The organism is Pseudomonas sp. PS02288 (assembly GCF_029959715.1).
GTDB classification, from domain to species: Bacteria; Pseudomonadota; Gammaproteobacteria; order Pseudomonadales; family Pseudomonadaceae; genus Pseudomonas_O; species Pseudomonas_O kuykendallii.
Window position 1 is genome coordinate 36,803 of the sequence record NZ_JASCPA010000019.1, and the last position, 19,287, is coordinate 56,089.

The following is a 19,287-nucleotide window of genomic DNA, read 5'->3' on the forward strand; positions in this document are numbered from 1 at the left end:
GTTGCGCGTCCTGCTGATCAAGACGTCCTCCCTCGGGGATGTGATCCACACCCTGCCGGCCCTCACCGATGCGGCGCGGGCGATCCCCGGCATCCGTTTCGACTGGGTGGTGGAAGAGGGCTTCGCCGAAATTCCGGCCTGGCATCCGGCGGTGGCGCAGGTGATCCCGGTGGCGATCCGGCGCTGGCGCAAGCACCCGTTGCAGACCTGGAGGAGCGGCGAATGGCGGCGCTTCAAGGCGCGCCTGCGCGAGACCCGCTACGACCTGGTGATCGACGCCCAGGGCCTGCTGAAGAGCGCCTGGTTGACCCGCTACGTGAAGGCGCCGGTGGCCGGGCTCGACCGCGACTCCGCCCGCGAGCCGATCGCGGCACGCTTCTACGACCGGCGCTACGCCGTGGCCCGCGAGCAGCACGCGCTGCAACGCACCCGCGCGCTGTTCGCCGAGGCGCTGGATTACCCGCTGCCGACCGGCATCGGCGATTACGGACTGGACCGCGCGCAACTGGCCGATCCGGCCGGCGAGCCTTACGTGCTGTTCCTGCACGGCACCACCTGGGCCAGCAAGCACTGGCCCGAAGCCGACTGGCGCGCCCTGGCCGAGCGCATCGCCGAGCGCGGCTGGGCGATTCGCCTGCCGTGGGGCAACCCGACCGAGAAAGCCCGCGCCGAGCGCATCGCCGCCGGCCTTGAAAAGGTCGCCGTGCTGCCCAAACTGAACCTTGCCGGAGTCGCCAAGGTGATCGCCGGCGCGCGTGCCTGCGTGGCGGTGGACACCGGCCTCGGTCACCTCGCCGCCGCGCTGGACGTGCCGTGCATCTCGCTCTACGGCCCGACCCGCCCGGACCGCGTCGGCGCCTATGGCCGCTCGCAGATCCACCTGTGCGCGAACGGGCCGGGCGCCGGCCTTGGCGACCGCGACACGCCGTGCTTCGACGGCCTCGATGCCGAGCGCGTCGGCACCGAACTGGAGGCGTTGCTGCTGGCGCCGGAAAGCGTTTTCGAGGATCGCGCCTGATGCAACTGGCTTTTGCCCTCTACAAGTACTTCCCCTTCGGCGGCCTGCAGCGCGACTTCATGCGCATCGCCCTGGAGTGCCAGCGCCGTGGCCACGCCATCCGCGTCTATACGCCGATCTGGGAAGGCGAAGTACCGTCGGGTTTCGACGTGCGCGTGGCGCCGGTCAAGGCGCTTTTCAACCACAGGCGCAACGAGAAATTCAGCGCCTGGATCGCCGCCGACCTGGCCCGCGATCCGGTCGACCGGCTGATCGGCTTCAACAAGATGCCGAACCTGGACGTCTACTACGCCGCCGACGGCTGCTACGAAGACAAGGCGCAGACCCTGCGCAACCCGCTGTACCGCAAATGGGGCCGCTACCGGCACTTCGCCGACTACGAGCGTGCGGTGTTCGGCGGCGACGCGCAGGCCGAGATACTGATGATCTCCGAGGTCCAGCAGCCGCTGTTCGTCAAGCACTACGGCACCCCGGCCGAGCGCTTCCACCTGTTGCCGCCGGGCATCGCCGCCGACCGCCGGGCGCCGTCCAACGCCGCCGACATCCGCGCCGAATTCCGCCGCGAGTTCAAGCTGGCCGACGACGACCTGCTGCTGGTGCAGATCGGTTCCGGCTTCAAGACCAAGGGCCTGGACCGCACCCTGAAAGCCGTCGCCGCGCTGCCCCGCGAGCTGAAGAAGCGCACCCGCCTGATCGCCATCGGCCAGGATGATCCCAAGCCGTTCCAGCTGCAGATGGGCGCGCTGGGCATTTCCGAACAGGTGCAGATTCTCAAGGGGCGCAGCGACATTCCGCGCTTCCTGCTCGGTGCCGACCTGCTGATCCATCCGGCCTACAACGAGAACACCGGCACCGTGCTGCTCGAGGCGCTGGTCGCCGGGCTGCCGGTGCTGGTCAGCGCGGTCTGCGGCTATGCCCATTACATCGCCGATGCCGATGCCGGCCGCGTGCTCGCCGAGCCGTTCGAGCAGGCGCAACTGAACGCTACCCTGGCGAGCATGCTCGCCGACGACGCGGCGCGTGCCGGCTGGTCGCGCAACGGCCTGGCCTTCGCCGATTCGGCGGACCTGTACTCGATGCCGGAGCGCGCGGCCGACGTGATTCTCGGAGAACGGCCATGAGCAAGCTGGAGCTGCAGGAACCCTTCAGGAGCCTCTGGCAGGGCCGCGATCCCTTCGTCGAAGTGGAGAAGCTGCAGGGCGAGGTTTACCGCGAGCTGGAGGCCCGCCGCACGCTGCGCACCGAAGTCGACGGCCGTGGCTATTTCGTGAAGATTCACCGTGGCGTCGGCTGGGGCGAGATCGTCAAGAACTGGCTGACGGCCAAGGCGCCGGTGCTGGGCGCCGGTCAGGAATGGGCGGCGATCCAGCGGCTGACCGAGGTTGGCGTGCCGACCATGACCTCCGTGGCGTTCGGCGAGCGCGGTGCCAACCCGGCGATGCAGCATTCCTTCATCGTCACCGAAGAGCTGGCGCCGACCGTCAGCCTGGAGGATTTCTGCCGCGACTGGCCGAGCGATCCGCCGCCACCGGCGCTGAAACGGGCGCTGATCGCCGAAGTGGCGCGGATGACCGGCGCCATGCACCGCGCCGGCGTCAACCACCGCGACTGCTACATCTGCCATTTCCTCCTGCACACCGACGCACCGCCGGCAGCCGGGGCCTTCAGGCTGTCGGTGATCGACCTGCACCGCGCCCAGGTGCGCACGCAGACGCCGACCCGCTGGCGCAACAAGGACATCGCTGGGCTGTACTTCTCGGCGCTGGACATCGGCCTGACGCGGCGTGACAAGCTGCGCTTCCTCAAGACCTATTTCGGCAAGCCGCTGCGCGAGATTCTGCGCGACGAAGCCGCGCTGCTGGCCTGGCTGGAACGCAAGGCCGAGCGCCTGCTGCAGCGCTACCGGCGCAAATACGAGCCGGGGGCCGCGGCATGAGCGGCGCCTGCACACAAGGGGCAACATGAATTTCAACGGACTGCGTGTCGGCATCGTCTCGTTTCCGGCACTGGGTGACGCCACCCTCTACCTGCGTCTGGCCTGGCTGTTCCATCGCGCCGGCGCGCAGGTCAGCTTCTTCAGCAAGACCCTCTACCCGGCGCGCGAGTACTTCGACTGGCTCGACGTGCAGCGCGATGACAGCGAGTCGCTGGAGGTGCTATCGCCCCGCTTCGACCTGCTGATCGCCTGCTTCGAGAAGTGCTACGAGCCGGGCGCGGGTGCCCAGGCCTACGCGGCGCTGACCAACGTGGCCTTCGTCACCGCCAAGAAGATTTCCCGGGAGTCCGGCCTGCACGGGCGCGAGGTAATCGTGCGCGGCGAGCGCCTGCCGGGCGCGAGCATTCCGTTCTGCCTCGATTCGCGTGCCGGGCAGACCATGGTCGACTGGGTCGACTCCTACGCCAGCCAGGTGTACGGGATCTCCCTGGGGCCGGGTGAGCGGGTCATGGGGCGCGAGAAAGAGCCGGCACCGAGCCGCCGCGTGGTGGTTTTCCCGACCACGCCCAAGGAGAGCAAGAATTACTGGCTGGCCGGTTTCCGCCTGCTGGCTCATGCCATCAAGGCGCGCGGCTGGGACGTCGAGTTCGTCTGCATGCCGGACGAACGCGAGCGGATCGGCGCGGCCATAGGCGATTTCCCGCTGCATGCCTTTCCCGACGTCAAGGCGCTGATGGATTACGTCGCCGGCGCCGCCGTGGTCGTAAGCAACGATTCCGGCGGTGGTCACCTGGCCTCGATGATGGACATTCCCACCTTCACCATCACCCGCCGGCGCAAGAACTTCGTCTGGCGCCCCGGCTTCAACCACAAGAACACCGTGCTGTATCCACTGTGGCGCTTCAAATGGCTCGGCAACTACGTCTGGCGGCCATTCGTGCCAGTCTGGCGGATCGCCCGCGACCTCGGTCAGGCGCGCTGATGGCGGGCTGGAAGCTCGATTCGTCGTATGCCGATCTGTCGGCGCACTTCGGCAGCCTGGACGCGGTGTTCGCGCTCGAGGGCGAGCGCCTGACCCGCGACCCGCTGTCCGAGGTGATCCGCGTCGAGGTCGACGGCGTGCGCTATTACGTCAAGCGCTACTGGGGCGCAGGCAAGGGCGTGCGGCGCTACCTGGGCCGGCCGCGGGTCAAGGCCGAGTGGCAGAACCTCAAGCATTTTGCCCGCTGGGGCATCCCCACCGCGACGGTGGTCGGCTGGGGGCTGGAACGTAGCGGCGGGGCCTTCCTGCGCGGTGCGCTGATCACCCGGGAGTTGCCCAACACCCACGACCTGGCGTGGCTCGCGAACAACCACGATCCCCGCCTGCGCGATCGTCGCTGGGTCGATGGCGTCAGTCGGCAACTGGCTGCGGCGACTCGAATCCTGCACGACCATTCGTTCGCCCATAACGACCTGAAGTGGCGAAACCTGCTGGTCGACGACCGCGGCGAGCTGTTCTTCATCGACTGCCCAGGCGGCACCTTCTGGCGCGGCGCGCTGCTGCGCCGGCGCATCGTCAAGGACCTCGCCTGCCTGGACAAGGTGGCGAAGTACACCCTGTCGCGTACGCAGCGGCTACATTTCTATCTGCAATACGCCGGCGCGACGCGGCTCGAGGCGGGCGACAAGCAGCGCATCCGCCAGGTGCTGGGCTATTTCGAGGGCCGCGAGTGAGCGATTACCTGTGTGGCGATGACCGCGACCTGCTCGAGCGCCATGCGCTGGCGAGCTTCGACGCACTCTGGGCCTTGCAACTCGACGCGGTGGACGCGCCGAACCGGGCGGGAAAGGGCTGGAGCCAGGTCTTCCGCCTGGATCTGGAGGGCCGCGGTTACTACCTCAAGCGCCAGTCCGACTACCTGATGCGCAGCCTGCTCCATCCCTTCGGCGAGCCGAGCTTCGCCCGCGAGTTCCGCAACATCCGGCGCTACCGTGAGCTGGGCATTCCCGCGTTGCAGGCGGCCTTCTTCGGCCAGCGAAAGGTACGCGGCGAGCGTCACGCGATCCTCCTGACCCGGGCGCTGGACGACCGCCGGGACCTGCAGCACTGGCTGGACGGCTGGGAGCAGTGTCCGGCGGAGCAACGCCAGGCGCTGCTGGTTGCGGTGGGACGGCTGGCGCGCCGGCTGCACGAGGCCGGGCAGAGCCACGGCTGCTTCTACCCCAAGCACATCTTCCTGCGCGAGGCCGCCGGCTTCGACGCCTGCCTGATCGACCTGGAGAAGACCCGCCCGCTGCGCCGGGGCGAGGCCGACCGGGTGCGTGATCTGGAACCGCTGCTGCGCCGCGCGCGCGTCTGGCAGGAGACGGACGTGCGCGTATTTCTCGCCGCCTACCTGGATCGGCCGGCGACGAGCGCCGAGGTAGAGCACTGGTTGCCGCTGCTCGCCGCGCGTCAGCGCCGCAAGGAGGCACGCACGTGAAGCTGGCCGAGTTGCAGCATGCCGGTCGCGCGCCGGCCCTGCCGCTGAGCGTCGACCTCGGTGCGCACGGCCTGGGCGTCAGCGCCTGGCTGCGCGTGCTGCCGGGGCAGCGCTACGTCGGCCTGGCGCAGTGGCAGGGGCGAGCGGTGCTCGCCAAATTGCTGGTCGGCGCGAAGGCCGAGCGGCATTTCGCCCGCGAGCGCGACGGCGCGGCGCTGTTGGCCGCCTCCGGCCTGGATACCCCGGCGCTGCTCGGCGAAGGCTTCGATGCCGGCCAGGGCGGCTGGCTGCTGTTCGAGTTCCTCGACGGCGCGCAGAGCCTGTGGGACGCCTGGCGCGCAGTGGAGCATGAACCGCCGCTGTCGGACTCCCAACAGACCGTGCTGGGCGAGGCCCTCGCCGCCATCGGCCGCCTGCATGCCCAGGGCCTATGGCAGAGCGATCTGCACCTGGACAATCTGCTGCGGCACGACGGTCGCCTGTTCCTGATCGATGGCGGCGGCGTGCAGGCGGAAACCCCTGGCCAGCCGCTGTCCCGCGCGCGGGCGCTGGAAAACCTCGGGGTGTTCTTCGCCCAATTGCCGGCGCGTCTGGAACCCTTTTTCGAAGAGCTGCTGGTGCACTACCTGCTGGCCAATGGCGAGCACGCCCTGCCGCTGGAGGCGCTGCTGAAGAATGTCGCCCGGGTCCGTCGCTGGCGGCTGCGCGATTACCTGCAGAAGGCGGGGCGCGATTGCAGCCTGTTCAGCGTGCGTACCGAGCCGCGCGGCCTGTGCGCCGTGCGCCGTGACGAGCAGGATGCCCTGGCGCCGCTGCTGGCCGACCCCGACGCGTTCATCCGCGCCGGGCAGTTGCTGAAGGACGGAGGCAGCGCGACGGTCGCGAAGGTCGAGGTGGCGACGCGCCAACTGCTGGTGAAGCGCTACAACGTCAAGGGGCTCGGCCACTGGCTCCGACGCTGCCTGCGCCCGAGCCGGGCCTGGCACAGCTGGATCGAGGGCAATCGGCTGGAGTTCCTCGGCATCGCAACGCCACGGCCGCTGGCCTGTATCGAACGGCGCTTTCTCGGGCTGCGTCGCGGGGGCTGGCTGATCAACGCCTTCTGCGAGGCGGGCGACCTGTTCGCGCTGTTCGGGCGCGAGGGCGATCGTCTGCCGTCTCCGGGGGAGGCCGGCGCGATTCAGAGCCTCTTCGCCGACCTGGCGCGCGAGCGCATCAGCCACTGCGACCTCAAGGCGACCAACCTGCTGTGGGACGCCGGGCGTCTGCTGCTCATCGACCTCGACGCGCTGCGCGCGCACCCACCGGGTGCCGGATGGCAGCGCGCCCAGGCGGCGGACCGCGCCCGCTTCATTCGCAACTGGCCGGCGGATAGCCCCCTGGCGCGTTGGCTGGAGGAAAACCTGCCCAGCGCCGAAGCGCCGCCATCCGCCGTGGGGCATGACTGATGCAGGTGGCCGATGCCCGCTGGAAACAGCACGCACCGGTCGATCTGCTATTGAGCGTGATCATTCCCGCCTACAACTACGCCTCGGTGTTGTCGCGCTGCCTGGATTCGGTGCTGATGCAGCTCACCGGCGAGTGCGAGCTGATCGTCGTCGACGACGGTTCGCAAGACACTACGCTCGATCTGTTGCGCGGACGGCATTGCGGGGCGCAGCGTGCCGCTTATCTGCGCCAGGACAACCGCGGCCCTTCCGCGGCCCGCAATGCCGGGCTGGCGATATCCTCCGGGCGTTGGGTGTTGTTTCTCGATGCCGACGATGTCATGGCTTCGGGGGCGATAGCGGCGATCCTGCACCGGCTGCGCACCTGCCCCGGTATCGATCTGTTGCTCGGCGGGCATCTGGATTGCGCGGAGGACGGCAGTAGCCGCTACCACCCTCCCGGACGGATCGCCGACGCGGTTTTTTCCCGGCTCGACGATTTCCTGCTGAAGAAACGCTTCGGCATGGGGCATGGCAGCACCGTGTTCCGCCGCGCACGGGCGACCTGCTGTCCCTATCCCGAGGATCTGAAGCAGGGCGAAGACCTGGCGGTTTTCGCCTTCATGCTCTCGTCCCCGGTAATTTCGGTGCTGGATGTTCCGCTCGTCTGGATCTACAAGCACGCGGATTCCCTGCGCAATCAGCTGCAGCTGGATGCCGCCCACGGCGACCGGGTCGCGGCGGCGGTCTTCGAGCGTCTGCCAGGCGAGTTCCAGCACCGCCTGCGCGCCTACCGGGCACAGCGCCAGCTGTCCCTGTTTCGCGGTTGCTACCTCGCCGGGCTGCGCAGCGAGGCGTTGGCTTGCTATCGTCGGGCCTGGCGGCTCGATCCCTGGATAGCGTGCCGCTGGGACTATCTTTCGAAATGGCTACGGCTGGTACTTGGCTGGCGAGGGACGCGACCTTGAGCGTGCAGGATGTGCACATGACGGACACCCGGCAGGTCGCTTCGCTGGCGCCGGGCACTTCGAGCGGCAACCGGATCGACTATCAGCTGCAGCTCGGCGAGCGGCGCTACCCGGTCTATTTCGCCGCCGCGGGTATTCCGCTGTCCGGCGATGGCGAAGCGCTGCTGGCCATGGCCGCGCTGGGGGCGATGGCCACCGATAAGGACCTGCGCTTGCCGGGCATGCTCTCGCCGCAGTTCCTCGCCAACCAGCGCCAGCTCATGCAGACGTTCACCGGTTGGTTTGCACGCTATCGGCCGGTGTCGATCACCGCGCAAGCCCTGGTTTCCCGCCCGAAAGCGGCCACCGGGCGTGTCGGCAGTTTCTTCACCGGCGGCGTCGACTCGTTCTACACCTTCCTCAAGCACCGCGAGGAAATCACCGATCTGATCTTCGTGCACGGCTACGACGTCGCGCTGGACGACCTGCCGCGGCGCCAGGCGATCAGCGATATGGGCCGCGCGATAGAGCAGGCGACCGGTGTGCGCTTCATCGAGCTGGAGACCAACGCCATCCGCCTGTTCAAGGACTTCGGGCGCTGGGGACTGCATGGCCACGGCTATGGGCTGGGCAGCGCGGCGCGCCACCTGGCCGACTATCTGGACCGCATCTACATTCCGTCCTCGTTCGCCGAAGCCGACCTGATGCCCTGGGCATCCCATCCGCAGACCGATCCGCTGTTCTCCGACGAGCGTCTGGAGGTCATCCACGACGGGTGCGAGGCCGGACGGATCGACAAGGTCGAGGCGCTGGCCGCGGACCCTTTGGCGCTGGCTCATCTGCGGGTCTGCTGGGAGCGGGTCGAGGGCAGCTACAACTGCGGGCGCTGCGAGAAGTGCCTGCGCACCATGACATCCCTGGCTGCCCTGGGCGCTCTCAAAGACAGCGCGACCTTTCCGCCACAGGTGGCCCTGGAGCGCGTCCGCGCCCTGGTGATGTACGACGATTCCCTGATCAAGTTCGCCCGTGAGAACGTCCGCCTGCTGTCGGCCCGCGGGTTGGGCGACAGCCCTCTGGCGCGGGCCTGGCAACAGGTGCTGGAGCGACCGCAGTGGCGCAACAGGCTGATCCTGCGCGGCAGGAAAATACGCGGCAAATGGCGGCGGGTTATCAGGAAAATAAGGAACGCCACGTGAGGCCGATCTGTTTGCTGGAATACACCGGCGCGATATTCGAGCGATTCGTCAACCTGGGTGACGATATCCAGACACTGGCCGTCAGCCGCCTGGTGCCGCGCGTCGATGGCTATGTGTCGCGTGAGGCCCTGAACCAGGTCGCGGAGCCCTGCACCGTGCCGATGAATGGCTTCTTCATGAACACCGGGAACTGGCCGCCCTCCGCCCAGGTGAGCCCGGTGTTCTTCGCGTTCCATATCTCGGCCCCCGCGCAGGCGGTGATCTGCTCCCCCGAAGGCATCGATTACCTGCGCCGCTGGCAGCCCATCGGCTGCAGGGATCGCGGCACGCAGGCACTGCTCGAACGGCATGGCGTGCAGGCGTATTACAGCCGTTGCGTGACCCTGACCCTGCCACGGCGCGAGCGGTCGCCCGAAGGCGAGGGCGAGGTGTTTCTAGTCGGTCTCAGCCCGGCGGCTCGGCGGACGGTGCCGGCTTCGATTCGCAAACGTGCGGTCGTCGTCGACCAGGCCAAGCTGCGCCTGCCGATTGGCAACACGCGTTTGCGCCTGGAGCTTGCCGGCGAACTGCTGGACCAGTACCGCCGACGCGCGCGTCTGGTCATCACCTCGAAGATCCATTGCGCGATGCCCTGCATCGCCATGGGCATTCCCGTCGTGTTTCTCTACGACGCGGCGCGGCGCGATGATTATCGGGTGAAGATCATCGAGGACCTGGTGGGTATCCATTACGTGCACAATTCCGGGCCCCTGGCCGCGTTGCGCAACCTGCATCTGGCGCGCGGGATCGACTGGAATCCGCCGCCGCTGGATATCGAGTCGCTGAAACTCGAGATCGCCGCCGAGTTCGGCCGGGCGTTCAGTCGCGTCCACGCTGGCGAACCAGGCATCGCCGAAGCGGAGTCCACAACGTGAGCATCATCGTTTCAGAGCTTTCCTCGGACTGGTCGCGCGAGCCGTCGGAGAAATCGACGGTGACCTACCGCGTCGACCTCGGCGATCGGCACTACGACGTCTTCATCCGCAGCAACGGCTTGCAACGGCAGCCCGGACTCGATGCGGCGCTGCCGCTGGCATTGCTGGCGGCGATGAAGCTGCGTCGGCCGATTCGGGTCAAGGGGGCGCTGTCGGCGACTTACCTGGCGGGTGTCAGACAGGTAATGGCGCTGTTCGAGGCAAGCTTCGACGAATATTTCGCGGTGCCGATCGAGGCCGATTCGATGTACCAGCCGGCCCCGCAGGCCGGGCCGCGCAAGGCGGCCTTCTTTTCCGGCGGCGTCGACTCCTTCTTCACCCTGATCAAAGGGCGGGAAGAGCTTACCGACATCCTGTACATCCACGGCTTCGACGTGCGCCTGGACGACCTGCCGCGACGTGCGGCGGTGAGCGCGATGGGAGCCGCCGTGGCCGAGGGCACCGGGACGCGCTTCATCGAGGTGGAAAGCAACCTCGGCAAGGTGATCCAGGACTTCGGCTCCTGGCCTATTCACGGGCACGGCTTCGCCCTGATGAGTGTCGCCCGCGCGCTGGCCGGCGATATCGGCGAAGTGCGCGTTCCCGGGACCCACAGCCTGCGGCACCAGAAGCCCTGGGGCTCCTGGCTGGATACCGATCCGCTGTTTTCCGATGAACGTCTCGCCATCGTCCACGATGCCTGCGAGGCCGAGCGGATCGACAAGATCAAGCGCATCTCCAGCGAGCCGCTGGCGCAGACGTATCTGCGGGTCTGCTGGGGCAAGGTCGACGGGATGTACAACTGCTGCCGCTGTGAAAAATGCCTGCGGACCATGGTTTCCCTGCATGCGCTGAATCGCCTGGAACAGTTCACCAGCTTCCCGCTGCCGCTGGAGACCCGGGACGTTGCGCGCACTCTTCTCCCGCGCGACGGCTTGCGCATCTACCTAGAGGAGAATATCGAGCTGCTTAGGCAGAATCGGCCGGAAGAGCGCGCATTGATCGCCGCCTTGCAGCGGCAATTGCGCCGGCCCATATGGCTGGCCGTGCTGCGCCTGAAGTGGCGCAAGCGATTTGCCCGGCTCAAGGGGCATTTTCGCCGCTTGACGCGGCGAGGTGCCGGACGCGACCTTGAGTGACGGGCTGAATTACCGATTTCGACGGGCGCCGCGATATAATCCCTGTTTTTTGCTGCTCGGTGCCGCCCCGCTTCCCCCTTCCGGATGAAGGTCGCCGCGGCCGGCCTCGCGCCGGGCACGACCCACTTGACGTGGTCATCCAAACTCAAGAGGCAACGCTGTGTCACTCACGATTCTCGGCCTTTCCGGCGCGCTCAGTCATGATCCCTCCGCCGCGCTGTACATCGACGGCAAGTTGATCGCGGCAGTGGAAGAGGAGCGCTTCGTTCGCGACAAGCACGCGAAGAACCGCATGCCCTACGAGTCGGCGAAGTTCTGCCTGGAGCAGGCCGGCATCCAGCCGGCGGATGTCGACGTGGTGGCGATTCCGTTCGCGCCCATCAGCATTTTCGGCAAGGCGCGCTGGCACTACGCGAAGCGCTACTGGTACGCGCCTGAGCGCGCGCTGGACGCCATCCTGCTCGGTAACCGCCGCTACAAGCGCTATCACAAGCGCATCGAATGGTGCCTGCAGCAACTCGGCTTCGACCTGAAGAAGGTCCGCATCGAGCCGGTCGAGCACCACCTGGCACACGCCTCCAGCGCCTACCATTGCTCGGGTTTCACCGAGAAGACCGCGATCATGGGTATCGACGGCAAGGGCGAGTACGCCACCACCTTCTTCGGCTACGGCGAGAACGGCAAGATCCACAAGATCAAGGAGTTCTTCGACCCGGATTCGCTGGGCGGCCTGTACGGTGCGATCACCGAGTACCTGGGCTTCGAGATGCTCGATGGCGAGTTCAAGGTGATGGGCATGGCGCCCTACGGCGACGCGGCCAAGTACGATTTCTCGCGGCTGGCCAGCTTCGAGAACGGCGAGCTGACCATCAACACCGACTACGCCAACGTCATCGGCTTCCGCCGCTACAAGGAGAAGGGCAAGGGCTTCTACTTCTCGCCCAAGCTGATCGAGTGGCTGGGGCCCAAGCGCGAAGGCGACATCGCCGACGACCCTTACATCCACTACGCGGCGAGCATGCAGGCGCTGTTCGAGAAGCTTGCGCTGCAGATGATGGATCACTACCTGGGCGACATCATCAGGCAGACCGGCAAGATCGCCTTCGCTGGCGGCTGCGCGCTGAACGTCAAGCTGAACCAGAAGATCATCGCGCGGCCCGAGGTGAAGGAACTGTTCGTCCAGCCGGCCTCCGGCGACGCCGGCACCGCGGTGGGCGCTGCTGCCTACGTCTCGCATCAGCGCGGCGTGCCGGTGGAGAAGATGGAACACGTCTATCTCGGCCCGGCCTACTCTAACGAGGACATCATCGCTGCCTGCGCGCGTCACCCGAGCCAGCCGGTATGGAAGCGCATCGACGACATGCCGCAGCGCATCGCCCAGATCATGGTGGCCGGCAATCCGGTCGCCTGGTTCCAGGGGCGCATGGAGTTCGGCCCGCGTGCGCTGGGCGGACGTTCGATCATCGGTTGCCCGAGCGTGGCCGGCGTCGCCGACCGGATCAACGCGCAGATCAAGTTCCGCGAGCGCTGGCGCCCGTTCTGCCCGTCGATGCTCGATACCGTCGCCCCGCAGATGCTCAAGGTCGACCATCCGTCGCCGTTCATGACCTTCACCTTCGAGGTCAACGACGAGTGGAAGAACCGCGTCGGAGAGGTCGTCCACGAGGACGGCACCTCCCGCGCCCAGGTACTCAAGCGCGAGTACAACCCGCGCTACTACGACATGATGAAGGCGCTGGAAGACCTCACCGGCAACGGTGTCTCGCTGAACACGTCGCTGAACCGCCGCGGTGAGCCGATGGTGTGCTCGCCGACCGATGCGTTGAACATGTTCTACGGGTCCGATCTGCCGTACCTGATCATGGAAGACATCCTGGTTGCCAAAGACGGGATGGACTGGCATGACCCCATCGGCTGAGCCGCGCGTTCTGCAGATTTGCCATGGCTATGACGGGCCCTTCCTTGATTGCGCCCGTCAGTACGCGGTGCTGTTCGCCGGGACGCCCTACAAGGTGACCACGGTGTTCCTGACCGGCGCGCCCGATCCGGCGGTGGCGGCCGGTTGCGCGTCCGACGAGGTGCTGTTCCTCGATTACAGCTCCCGGGACATCCGCGGCCTGAAGCTGCGCGCCATCCGCGAGATTCGCCAGATCGCCCGCCTGCGCAGCGTGCAGCTGTGCATCGCCCACCGTTTCAAGCCGATCTACATCGCCTGCCTGGCCACCCGGTTGCCGGTGATTGGCGTGCACCACGCATTCGGCATCTACACGCGGCTGATGCGCCGCGCGTTCGTCGGCCTCTTTCGCCGTCGCCTGACGCTGCTCGGCGTTTCCGACGCCGTGCGCGACGACATGCGCCGCTGTCTCACCGAATGGCCTGCCGAGCGCATCCAGACGCTCTACAACCGTATCGACGTGGCCGCCGTGCAGGCTTTCCAGATCGACCGCGCCGCCGCCCGCGCGGAGCTGGGTCTGCCGGATGGGGCCTGGATCGTCGGCAACGTCGGCCGCCTCCATCCGGACAAGGACCAGGCGACACTGCTGCGTGGCTTCGCCGCCGCGCTGCCGGAGCTGCCGTCCAACAGCCTGCTGACGATCATCGGAACCGGTCGCCTGGAGAGCGAACTCAAGGCTCTTGCCCACGAGCTGGGCATCGCACCGAAGGTCGCGTTCCTCGGCCAGGTGCCCGATGCACGTCGCTACTTCAAGGCCTTCGACGTCTTCGCGCTGAGCTCCGACCACGAGCCTTTCGGCATGGTGCTGCTGGAAGCCATGGCCGCGGGTGTGCCGATCATCTGCAGCGACTGCGGAGGAGGGCGCGAGGTGGTCAAAGGGGTGGGGATGTTGTTCCCGCTCCGTGATGCCGGCGTACTGGCGAAGCACTTGCTGAGCTTGGCGCGTTCCGATGCACCTCAGGCCGCCGACAGGCGCCAGGCTATGGCCGAGCGGCTGGATAGCTGCTTTTCCGACAGGGCGGCGCAGGCTCGATTCACGGAACTGATGTCGCGTATGGAGCGGCTGGAGGCATACCGATGAGCGAACCCGTGGTGCCGTTGGTCTCGGTACTGGTCCCTTGCTACAACTACGCCAATTTCGTTGGCGAGGCGCTAACCAGTGTTCTGGAGCAGGACTATCGCAACTTCGAACTGATCGTCGTCGACGATGGCTCCACTGATGACAGTGCCAGCGTCATCGAGCGCACCATCGAGGCCTCGGAGCCAGGTTCGCGGGCACGCCGTGTCCTGTTCGTGAGGCAGGAGAACCAGGGCGTGAGCGCCGCGCTCAACACGGCCTTGGCGCTCGCGGAGGGTGAATTCGTAGCGACCTTCGACGCCGACGACATCATGCCCCAGGGGCGGTTGGCGGTGCAGGCGGCCTATCTGAGCGAACATCCCGAAGTGGGGTGCCTGGGAGGCGTGGCGATCCGCATTGATGAGCAGGGAACGCTTCTACCCAAGAAAGACAAGAAGCGCGAAGTACGGCGCTACGATTTTGATCGGGCGCTCGCGGAGGCCCTGGTGGTCGGCGGCAACATCGCCGTCTATCGCCGCGACGCGATGATCGCGGTGGGCGGGTACGATCCGGCGATCAAGGTGCAGGACTTTCAGATGACCCTGAAGATTGCCCATGAGGGTTACTTCGTCGATATTTTGCCGGAGATAGTTACGCTGTACAGGAAGCACCCCGATAGCTTGTCCAAGCAATACAAGTCTGAATACTTATATGGTCTACAAGTGATTCAAGACTATAAGGGGTGTGCCGCTTATTCTTCTTCAAAGTCAAAGCTGATAACGAAGGCGTTGCGCATCGCAGTAACGGATGACAAGGCTTACGCCTGGAGATTGCTTTTCCAGGTCCCGTTGGCTCATTGGGATGGCCAGTTGTTCAAGAGGTTTCGTCATCTCCTGTTCAAGCCCAGCTACAGGGGCTGCAGACGTGGGATGGGTGATTGATTTATTTCGTGTATATTTTTAAAGAGAAGTTGTATGCCTTGCGATAAGGTTCGTATCGTTTCGCTGTACTGGAATAATGTCAGGCCGGATCTGGTTTCGGCCCAGGCTCGTGTTTTCAACCTTTTTGGCTACCCAGTAGAACAGCAAAATCTTCATGGGGTCGATCATGGCGCCTGGATGGAGAAGATGCTCGATTCGGCAGCCGATGATGAGGTAGTCATTATCGTTGATATTGACTGTATTCCCTTGTCAGCTGAGGCCGTAGGGCGCGCCGTGAGAGTGGCGCAGGATGGGGCGATATTCGGGTGCGCTCAATCGGCGAATCATATCGATCATCGATTCATCTATGCGGCACCAATGTTTCTGGCGCTTACCGGGCGAACCTGGCGCTTACTGGATGCACCCTCTCTAAAAGCCAGTGAGCAGTATGACGTTGCGGGAAGATTGTCCGCAGTTGCCCGCCAACGAGGTGTCCCGGTAGAGTTGGCCTATCCAACGTGCTCTGCCGTACCTCTGTGGTTGCTGGGTGATACGTTGACTTACGGCCTGTTCACCATCTTCGAAGGGCAGTACCTGCATTTGTTTGAGTCTCGAAATACGGTCGTGGTGCAGTCCTTCGTTGCTTTGGCGAATTCTCTGGTGGCTGATGGCGAGTTGTTCGACTATCGCCCCTTTGTTCTTCGTTGCAACCAGGAAAGCCACGAGCAATATGCCAAAAGATACTTCCTCAAACACAGCTTGTCCGGGAAGCTCAAGCGAGAGTGGGCGCGTTTGAAGAAGCGACTTGGATGCTAGGCGGGCATGACGTGAGCGATCTGCCTTTGGTGACCGTCATCATCCCCTGTTACAACCATGGGCGCTATTTAAGTTCCTCGATAGCATCGGTGCTTGCTCAGGATTATCCTCGCATCGAGTTGATTGTGGTCAACGACGGTTCCCAGGACGACAGTCTTGAGGTCATGCGTAATCTTCAAGCGAGCCACGGGTTTCTGGTGATAGACCAACCCAATGGAGGCGTTACCGTGGCCTCTGAAGCGGGTTGTAAGGTTGCCAGTGGCGAGTACGTGGTGATATTCGATGCTGACGATGTGATGCCTCCTTATCGGATCAGCAAACAAGTTGATTTTTTAAAGAGGAATCCTAATGTCGGCTGTTGCGGAGGAAACTTCGTTTATATTGATAGTAATGGTCGAGAGATTGCAGGTGCTCCTGTAAAGAGCTTTGGTGTTTATGGTTTCCACGAGCTATTCAGTGTTGAAGATCTTTGGGTAGGTGGGCCCACGTCGATGTATCGTCGTAAGGCAATGCTCGAGATAGGTGGTTTCGATTTATCCCTGGATATTCAGGATTTGCAGATGGAGTTGAAAATAGCGCATGCGGGATACGATGTTGCCATTCTAGGCGATATGCTTTCTTACTATAGAAGGCACTCGGAGAACAAATCTTCTAAATACAAGGAAAATTTTTATATTTGTTTGCGGTTGATTGATGCTTATCGGCAGGAGTCGGGGTATCGGCTGGCGTATCAGGCGTTGGTCAATAGCGCATTGAAGCGGGCAGTCAAGGAAGATTTGGTGTTTGCTGCAGCCTTATTCAGAATGTTGCCGCTGCGGGACTGGAATCGAAAGACGTTCAAACGATTCCGTAAGTACGTATGGGTTAGCTGTGCCTCACGATTGACGGGTAGGCGGTCCGCCTAAGACGTCACTCGTTAAAAAACTCTTCCTGATCAGATATTTCCTTATATCCTCTCTTCAGGTCGTCGATGTTCTCTTCAAACAGCCATCGGCGATCCTCCTCATAGCGCTGCATGTGTTTGAGGTTTCTTCTTCGCTTCCAGAGCGAAAGCCGTTTTCGCTCGAGGCGCATGTCCGCGAAATCGATGAGCCCTAGTCGTAGGTCTGGCAACAACAATACGTTGCCCAGATGCAGTGATCGAAAGTAGACCCCGGCTTCATGGAGTTGCGCCAGTAATTGACCGAAGCGGTTGGCGAGGTCCCGCCTTTGGGGCGGGGCAACACTGTTCATCGCCTGCCTTAGCGTTATGCCGGGAAGCCCCTTGTAACGAACGGCTGTGCGTTTGGGGCTGGACAGGCGGTACACCCCGACGATCTCCGGCACGGGAACGCCAAGCGCGCTGAGGGCGTAGGCATTGTCAGCGAAGCGCTGAGCGTAAGGCCTGAAAGCCTCTGAGGAAATCAGGTGTTTACGCCTGAAAAGCTTGAGGAAATCTCCGGTAGCCAACCTCATCACCTTGGGCCCGTGGCCGTCAGCTTCGAGTACCTCAGCGCCTGACGTGAGGGTTTGATAGGCGATGGCGCTCATGGGCAGCATGGTGTGTTCCGACGAGATCATGTCCGCGGATTCTAACGAGTGTTTAGGCCCGTGTCCTTCGATGGTATAGTCTCTTTTTCCTTTCCGTCAGCAGTGGCCAATGACCGATTCAACAAGCAAATCTAATACAATGTCCAGTTTCAGGCTGTATATGCGCCTGCTGAGTTATGTGCGTCGTTATTGGGTGATGTTTGCTGTAAGTATGCTGGGTTACATTATTTTTGCGTCCACTCAGCCCATGATGGCCGGGCTGTTGAAGTACTTCGTGGATGGAATTGCCCATCCTGAAAAAAATATTACGCAGTTGCCCATTCTTGGCGAGATGCAGCTGCTGTATGCAGTTCCGCTTGCATTGTTGCTCATTACGGTATGGCAGGGCATAGGTTCTTTTTTGGGGGGGTATTATCTGGCTCGAGTTGCGCTTGGGCTTGTTCAGGATCTGCGCGTAGCACTGTTCAATAACCTGCTTACATTGCCCAATCGATATTTCGACAACCATGCATCCGGGCACCTGATCTCGCGGATTACCTATAACGTCAGCATGGTTACCGGTGCGGCGACAGACGCGCTGAAAGTGATGGTCAGGGAAGGTCTTACCGTTATTTTCCTGTTCGGCTATCTGGTGTGGATGAACTGGAAACTGACATTGGTCATGGTCGCCATCCTTCCGGTCATTGCGCTGATGGTACGCACGTCCAGCCGCAAGTTTCGCAGCCAGAGTCGAAAAATCCAGGGGGCAATGGGCGAGGTGACGCATGTCACGTCTGAAACCATTCAGGGCTACCGGGTGGTCCGCAGCTTTGGCGGCGAACGCTATGAGAGCGAGCGATTCCTCGCCGCCAGCGAAGACAACATGCGCAAGCAGTTGCGGATGACGCGGACTTCGGCGATCTACACTCCGAGCCTCCAGTTCGTCACCTACAGCGCTATGGCGTTGCTCATGTTCCTGGTGTTGTTCCTTCGCGGAGACTCCACGGTCGGTGACCTAGTGGCCTACATCACCGCGGCAGGCCTGCTTCCCAAACCGATTCGCCAGCTTTCGGAGGTCAGCTCGACCATCCAGAAGGGTCTCGCAGGCGCGGAGAGCATCTTCGATCAACTCGACGAGGCGCCAGAGAAGGACGAGGGGACGGTAGAGAAGGAGCGCGTCAGCGGTGCGCTGGAGGTTCGTAATCTCAGTTTCACATATCCGGGTACGGAAAAACTGATCCTCGACGACATCAGCTTTCACGTCGAGCCGGGGCAGATGGTTGCTCTGGTAGGGCGCTCCGGGAGCGGTAAGTCCACGCTCGCCAACCTGATTCCGCGCTTCTACCAGGGCGAGCCGGGCGCGATCCTGCTCGACGATGTGCCCGTCGAAGCGTATCGCTTGCGCAACCTGCGCAAGCATATCGCGCTGGTTACCCAGAACGTCACGCTGTTCAACGACACCGTTGCCAACAATATCGCCTACGGCGATCTGTCCACGGCGCCGCGGGAGGCTGTCGTGCGTGCAGCGGAAGATGCCTACGCCAAGGAGTTCATCGATCAGCTTCCTCAGGGCTTCGATACCCTGGTCGGTGAGAACGGTGTGCTGTTGTCGGGTGGTCAGCGTCAGCGCCTCGCCATCGCCCGCGCCTTGCTCAAGGATGCCCCGGTGCTGATTCTCGACGAGGCGACCTCCGCGCTGGATACGGAGTCCGAGCGGCATATCCAGGCCGCTCTGGATGAAGTGATGAAGGGGCGCACCACCTTGGTTATCGCGCATCGCCTGTCGACCATCGAGAAGGCCGATACCATTCTGGTTATGGATGCGGGACGCATCGTTGAGCGCGGCTCGCACCAGCAGTTGCTGGATGCCAATGGCTACTACGCCAAGTTGCATGACAAGTTCGAAGAGCTCGCTCGGGATGAGCAGTCCTCCCACTGATGGTTTCTTGC

The 19,287-nt window shown here is 63.8% G+C and carries 18 protein-coding genes; 17 read left to right on the plus strand and 1 reads right to left on the minus strand.

The genetic code is table 11. The features are described 5' to 3' along the window. Position 1 precedes the first annotated feature (1 nt). The 16 genes from waaC to QMX85_RS10105 all read left to right on the plus strand — a co-directional run bounded on the left by waaC (position 2) and on the right by QMX85_RS10105 (position 16,733). A complete protein-coding gene (gene waaC, locus QMX85_RS10030; RefSeq protein ID WP_282340486.1) occupies positions 2 to 1,018 on the plus strand; it encodes a lipopolysaccharide heptosyltransferase I in 1,017 nt (338 codons plus the stop codon). Beyond that, positions 1,018 to 2,139 (plus strand): glycosyltransferase family 4 protein, encoded by a 1,122-nt coding sequence (locus QMX85_RS10035; RefSeq protein WP_282340488.1) that lies wholly within the window; start codon positions 1,018 to 1,020, stop codon positions 2,137 to 2,139. Before waaC ends, QMX85_RS10035 begins: the two co-directional genes overlap by 1 nt. After that, the gene (rfaP, locus tag QMX85_RS10040; protein ID WP_282340490.1) at positions 2,136 to 2,954 is read left to right on the plus strand and encodes a lipopolysaccharide core heptose(I) kinase RfaP; all 819 of its coding nucleotides are present in this window, start codon (positions 2,136 to 2,138) and stop codon (positions 2,952 to 2,954) included. Before QMX85_RS10035 ends, rfaP begins: the two co-directional genes overlap by 4 nt. Before the next feature lie 25 nt (positions 2,955 to 2,979). Next, complete coding sequence (locus QMX85_RS10045; protein ID WP_282340492.1) at positions 2,980 to 3,936, plus strand: glycosyltransferase family 9 protein; 957 nt, start codon at positions 2,980 to 2,982, stop codon at positions 3,934 to 3,936. Continuing rightward, complete coding sequence (locus tag QMX85_RS10050; RefSeq protein WP_282340495.1) at positions 3,936 to 4,670, plus strand: lipopolysaccharide kinase InaA family protein; 735 nt, start codon at positions 3,936 to 3,938, stop codon at positions 4,668 to 4,670. Before QMX85_RS10045 ends, QMX85_RS10050 begins: the two co-directional genes overlap by 1 nt. Further along, positions 4,667 to 5,419, plus strand: a complete 753-nt coding sequence (locus tag QMX85_RS10055; RefSeq protein WP_282340497.1) for a lipopolysaccharide kinase InaA family protein — start codon at positions 4,667 to 4,669, stop codon at positions 5,417 to 5,419. Before QMX85_RS10050 ends, QMX85_RS10055 begins: the two co-directional genes overlap by 4 nt. After that, positions 5,416 to 6,867: a lipopolysaccharide kinase InaA family protein gene (locus QMX85_RS10060; protein WP_282340499.1), complete on the plus strand. Its 1,452-nt coding sequence runs from the start codon at positions 5,416 to 5,418 to the stop codon at positions 6,865 to 6,867. The genes QMX85_RS10055 and QMX85_RS10060 overlap by 4 nt, the downstream gene beginning before the upstream one ends. After that, entirely contained in the window at positions 6,867 to 7,814 is a 948-nt protein-coding gene (locus tag QMX85_RS10065; protein WP_282340501.1) for a glycosyltransferase family 2 protein, read from the plus strand. The genes QMX85_RS10060 and QMX85_RS10065 overlap by 1 nt, the downstream gene beginning before the upstream one ends. Before the next feature lie 17 nt (positions 7,815 to 7,831). Next, positions 7,832 to 8,989: a hypothetical protein gene (locus QMX85_RS10070; RefSeq protein WP_282340503.1), complete on the plus strand. Its 1,158-nt coding sequence runs from the start codon at positions 7,832 to 7,834 to the stop codon at positions 8,987 to 8,989. Then, positions 8,986 to 9,903, plus strand: coding sequence for a polysaccharide pyruvyl transferase family protein (locus QMX85_RS10075; RefSeq protein WP_282340505.1), 918 nt, complete (start codon positions 8,986 to 8,988; stop codon positions 9,901 to 9,903). Before QMX85_RS10070 ends, QMX85_RS10075 begins: the two co-directional genes overlap by 4 nt. Further along, a complete protein-coding gene (locus QMX85_RS10080) occupies positions 9,900 to 11,081 on the plus strand; it encodes a hypothetical protein (RefSeq protein WP_282340507.1) in 1,182 nt (393 codons plus the stop codon). The genes QMX85_RS10075 and QMX85_RS10080 overlap by 4 nt, the downstream gene beginning before the upstream one ends. A 160-nt stretch (positions 11,082 to 11,241) precedes the next feature. After that, entirely contained in the window at positions 11,242 to 12,999 is a 1,758-nt protein-coding gene (locus QMX85_RS10085; protein ID WP_282340509.1) for a carbamoyltransferase, read from the plus strand. Beyond that, on the plus strand, positions 12,983 to 14,116 hold the full coding sequence (locus tag QMX85_RS10090) for a glycosyltransferase (protein WP_282340511.1): 1,134 nt from the start codon (positions 12,983 to 12,985) through the stop codon (positions 14,114 to 14,116). Before QMX85_RS10085 ends, QMX85_RS10090 begins: the two co-directional genes overlap by 17 nt. Then, entirely contained in the window at positions 14,113 to 15,033 is a 921-nt protein-coding gene (locus QMX85_RS10095; protein ID WP_282340513.1) for a glycosyltransferase family A protein, read from the plus strand. The genes QMX85_RS10090 and QMX85_RS10095 overlap by 4 nt, the downstream gene beginning before the upstream one ends. A gap of 33 nt (positions 15,034 to 15,066) precedes the next feature. Next, positions 15,067 to 15,828, plus strand: a complete 762-nt coding sequence (locus QMX85_RS10100; protein WP_282340515.1) for a hypothetical protein — start codon at positions 15,067 to 15,069, stop codon at positions 15,826 to 15,828. 11 nt (positions 15,829 to 15,839) lie between these two features. Further along, positions 15,840 to 16,733, plus strand: a complete 894-nt coding sequence (locus QMX85_RS10105; RefSeq protein ID WP_282340517.1) for a glycosyltransferase family 2 protein — start codon at positions 15,840 to 15,842, stop codon at positions 16,731 to 16,733. A 4-nt stretch (positions 16,734 to 16,737) separates the two neighbouring features. On the opposite strand, the gene QMX85_RS10110 is transcribed toward QMX85_RS10105, so the two are convergent. Next, entirely contained in the window at positions 16,738 to 17,367 is a 630-nt protein-coding gene (locus tag QMX85_RS10110; RefSeq protein WP_282340519.1) for a phosphotransferase, read from the minus strand. 130 nt (positions 17,368 to 17,497) lie between these two features. Here QMX85_RS10110 and msbA point away from each other — a divergent pair, with 130 nt between their 5' ends. Then, positions 17,498 to 19,276 (plus strand): lipid A export permease/ATP-binding protein MsbA, encoded by a 1,779-nt coding sequence (gene msbA / locus QMX85_RS10115; protein WP_282340542.1) that lies wholly within the window; start codon positions 17,498 to 17,500, stop codon positions 19,274 to 19,276. Positions 19,277 to 19,287: the final 11 nt, after the last annotated feature.

What these genes read in the sequence shown, in the direction of transcription:
- QMX85_RS10035 (WP_282340488.1), top strand. Translation starts at nt 1,018, where the DNA reads ATGCAACTGGCTTTTGCCCTCTACAAGTACTTCCCCTTCGGCGGCCTG.
- rfaP (WP_282340490.1), top strand. Translation starts at nt 2,136, where the DNA reads ATGAGCAAGCTGGAGCTGCAGGAACCCTTCAGGAGCCTCTGGCAGGGC.
- QMX85_RS10045 (WP_282340492.1), top strand. Translation starts at nt 2,980, where the DNA reads ATGAATTTCAACGGACTGCGTGTCGGCATCGTCTCGTTTCCGGCACTG.
- QMX85_RS10050 (WP_282340495.1), top strand. Translation starts at nt 3,936, where the DNA reads ATGGCGGGCTGGAAGCTCGATTCGTCGTATGCCGATCTGTCGGCGCAC.
- QMX85_RS10065 (WP_282340501.1), top strand. Translation starts at nt 6,867, where the DNA reads ATGCAGGTGGCCGATGCCCGCTGGAAACAGCACGCACCGGTCGATCTG.
- QMX85_RS10070 (WP_282340503.1), top strand. Translation starts at nt 7,832, where the DNA reads ATGACGGACACCCGGCAGGTCGCTTCGCTGGCGCCGGGCACTTCGAGC.
- QMX85_RS10090 (WP_282340511.1), top strand. Translation starts at nt 12,983, where the DNA reads ATGACCCCATCGGCTGAGCCGCGCGTTCTGCAGATTTGCCATGGCTAT.
- QMX85_RS10095 (WP_282340513.1), top strand. Translation starts at nt 14,113, where the DNA reads ATGAGCGAACCCGTGGTGCCGTTGGTCTCGGTACTGGTCCCTTGCTAC.
- QMX85_RS10100 (WP_282340515.1), top strand. Translation starts at nt 15,067, where the DNA reads ATGCCTTGCGATAAGGTTCGTATCGTTTCGCTGTACTGGAATAATGTC.
- QMX85_RS10110 (WP_282340519.1), bottom strand. Translation starts at nt 17,367, where the DNA reads ATGCTGCCCATGAGCGCCATCGCCTATCAAACCCTCACGTCAGGCGCT.
- msbA (WP_282340542.1), top strand. Translation starts at nt 17,498, where the DNA reads ATGTCCAGTTTCAGGCTGTATATGCGCCTGCTGAGTTATGTGCGTCGT.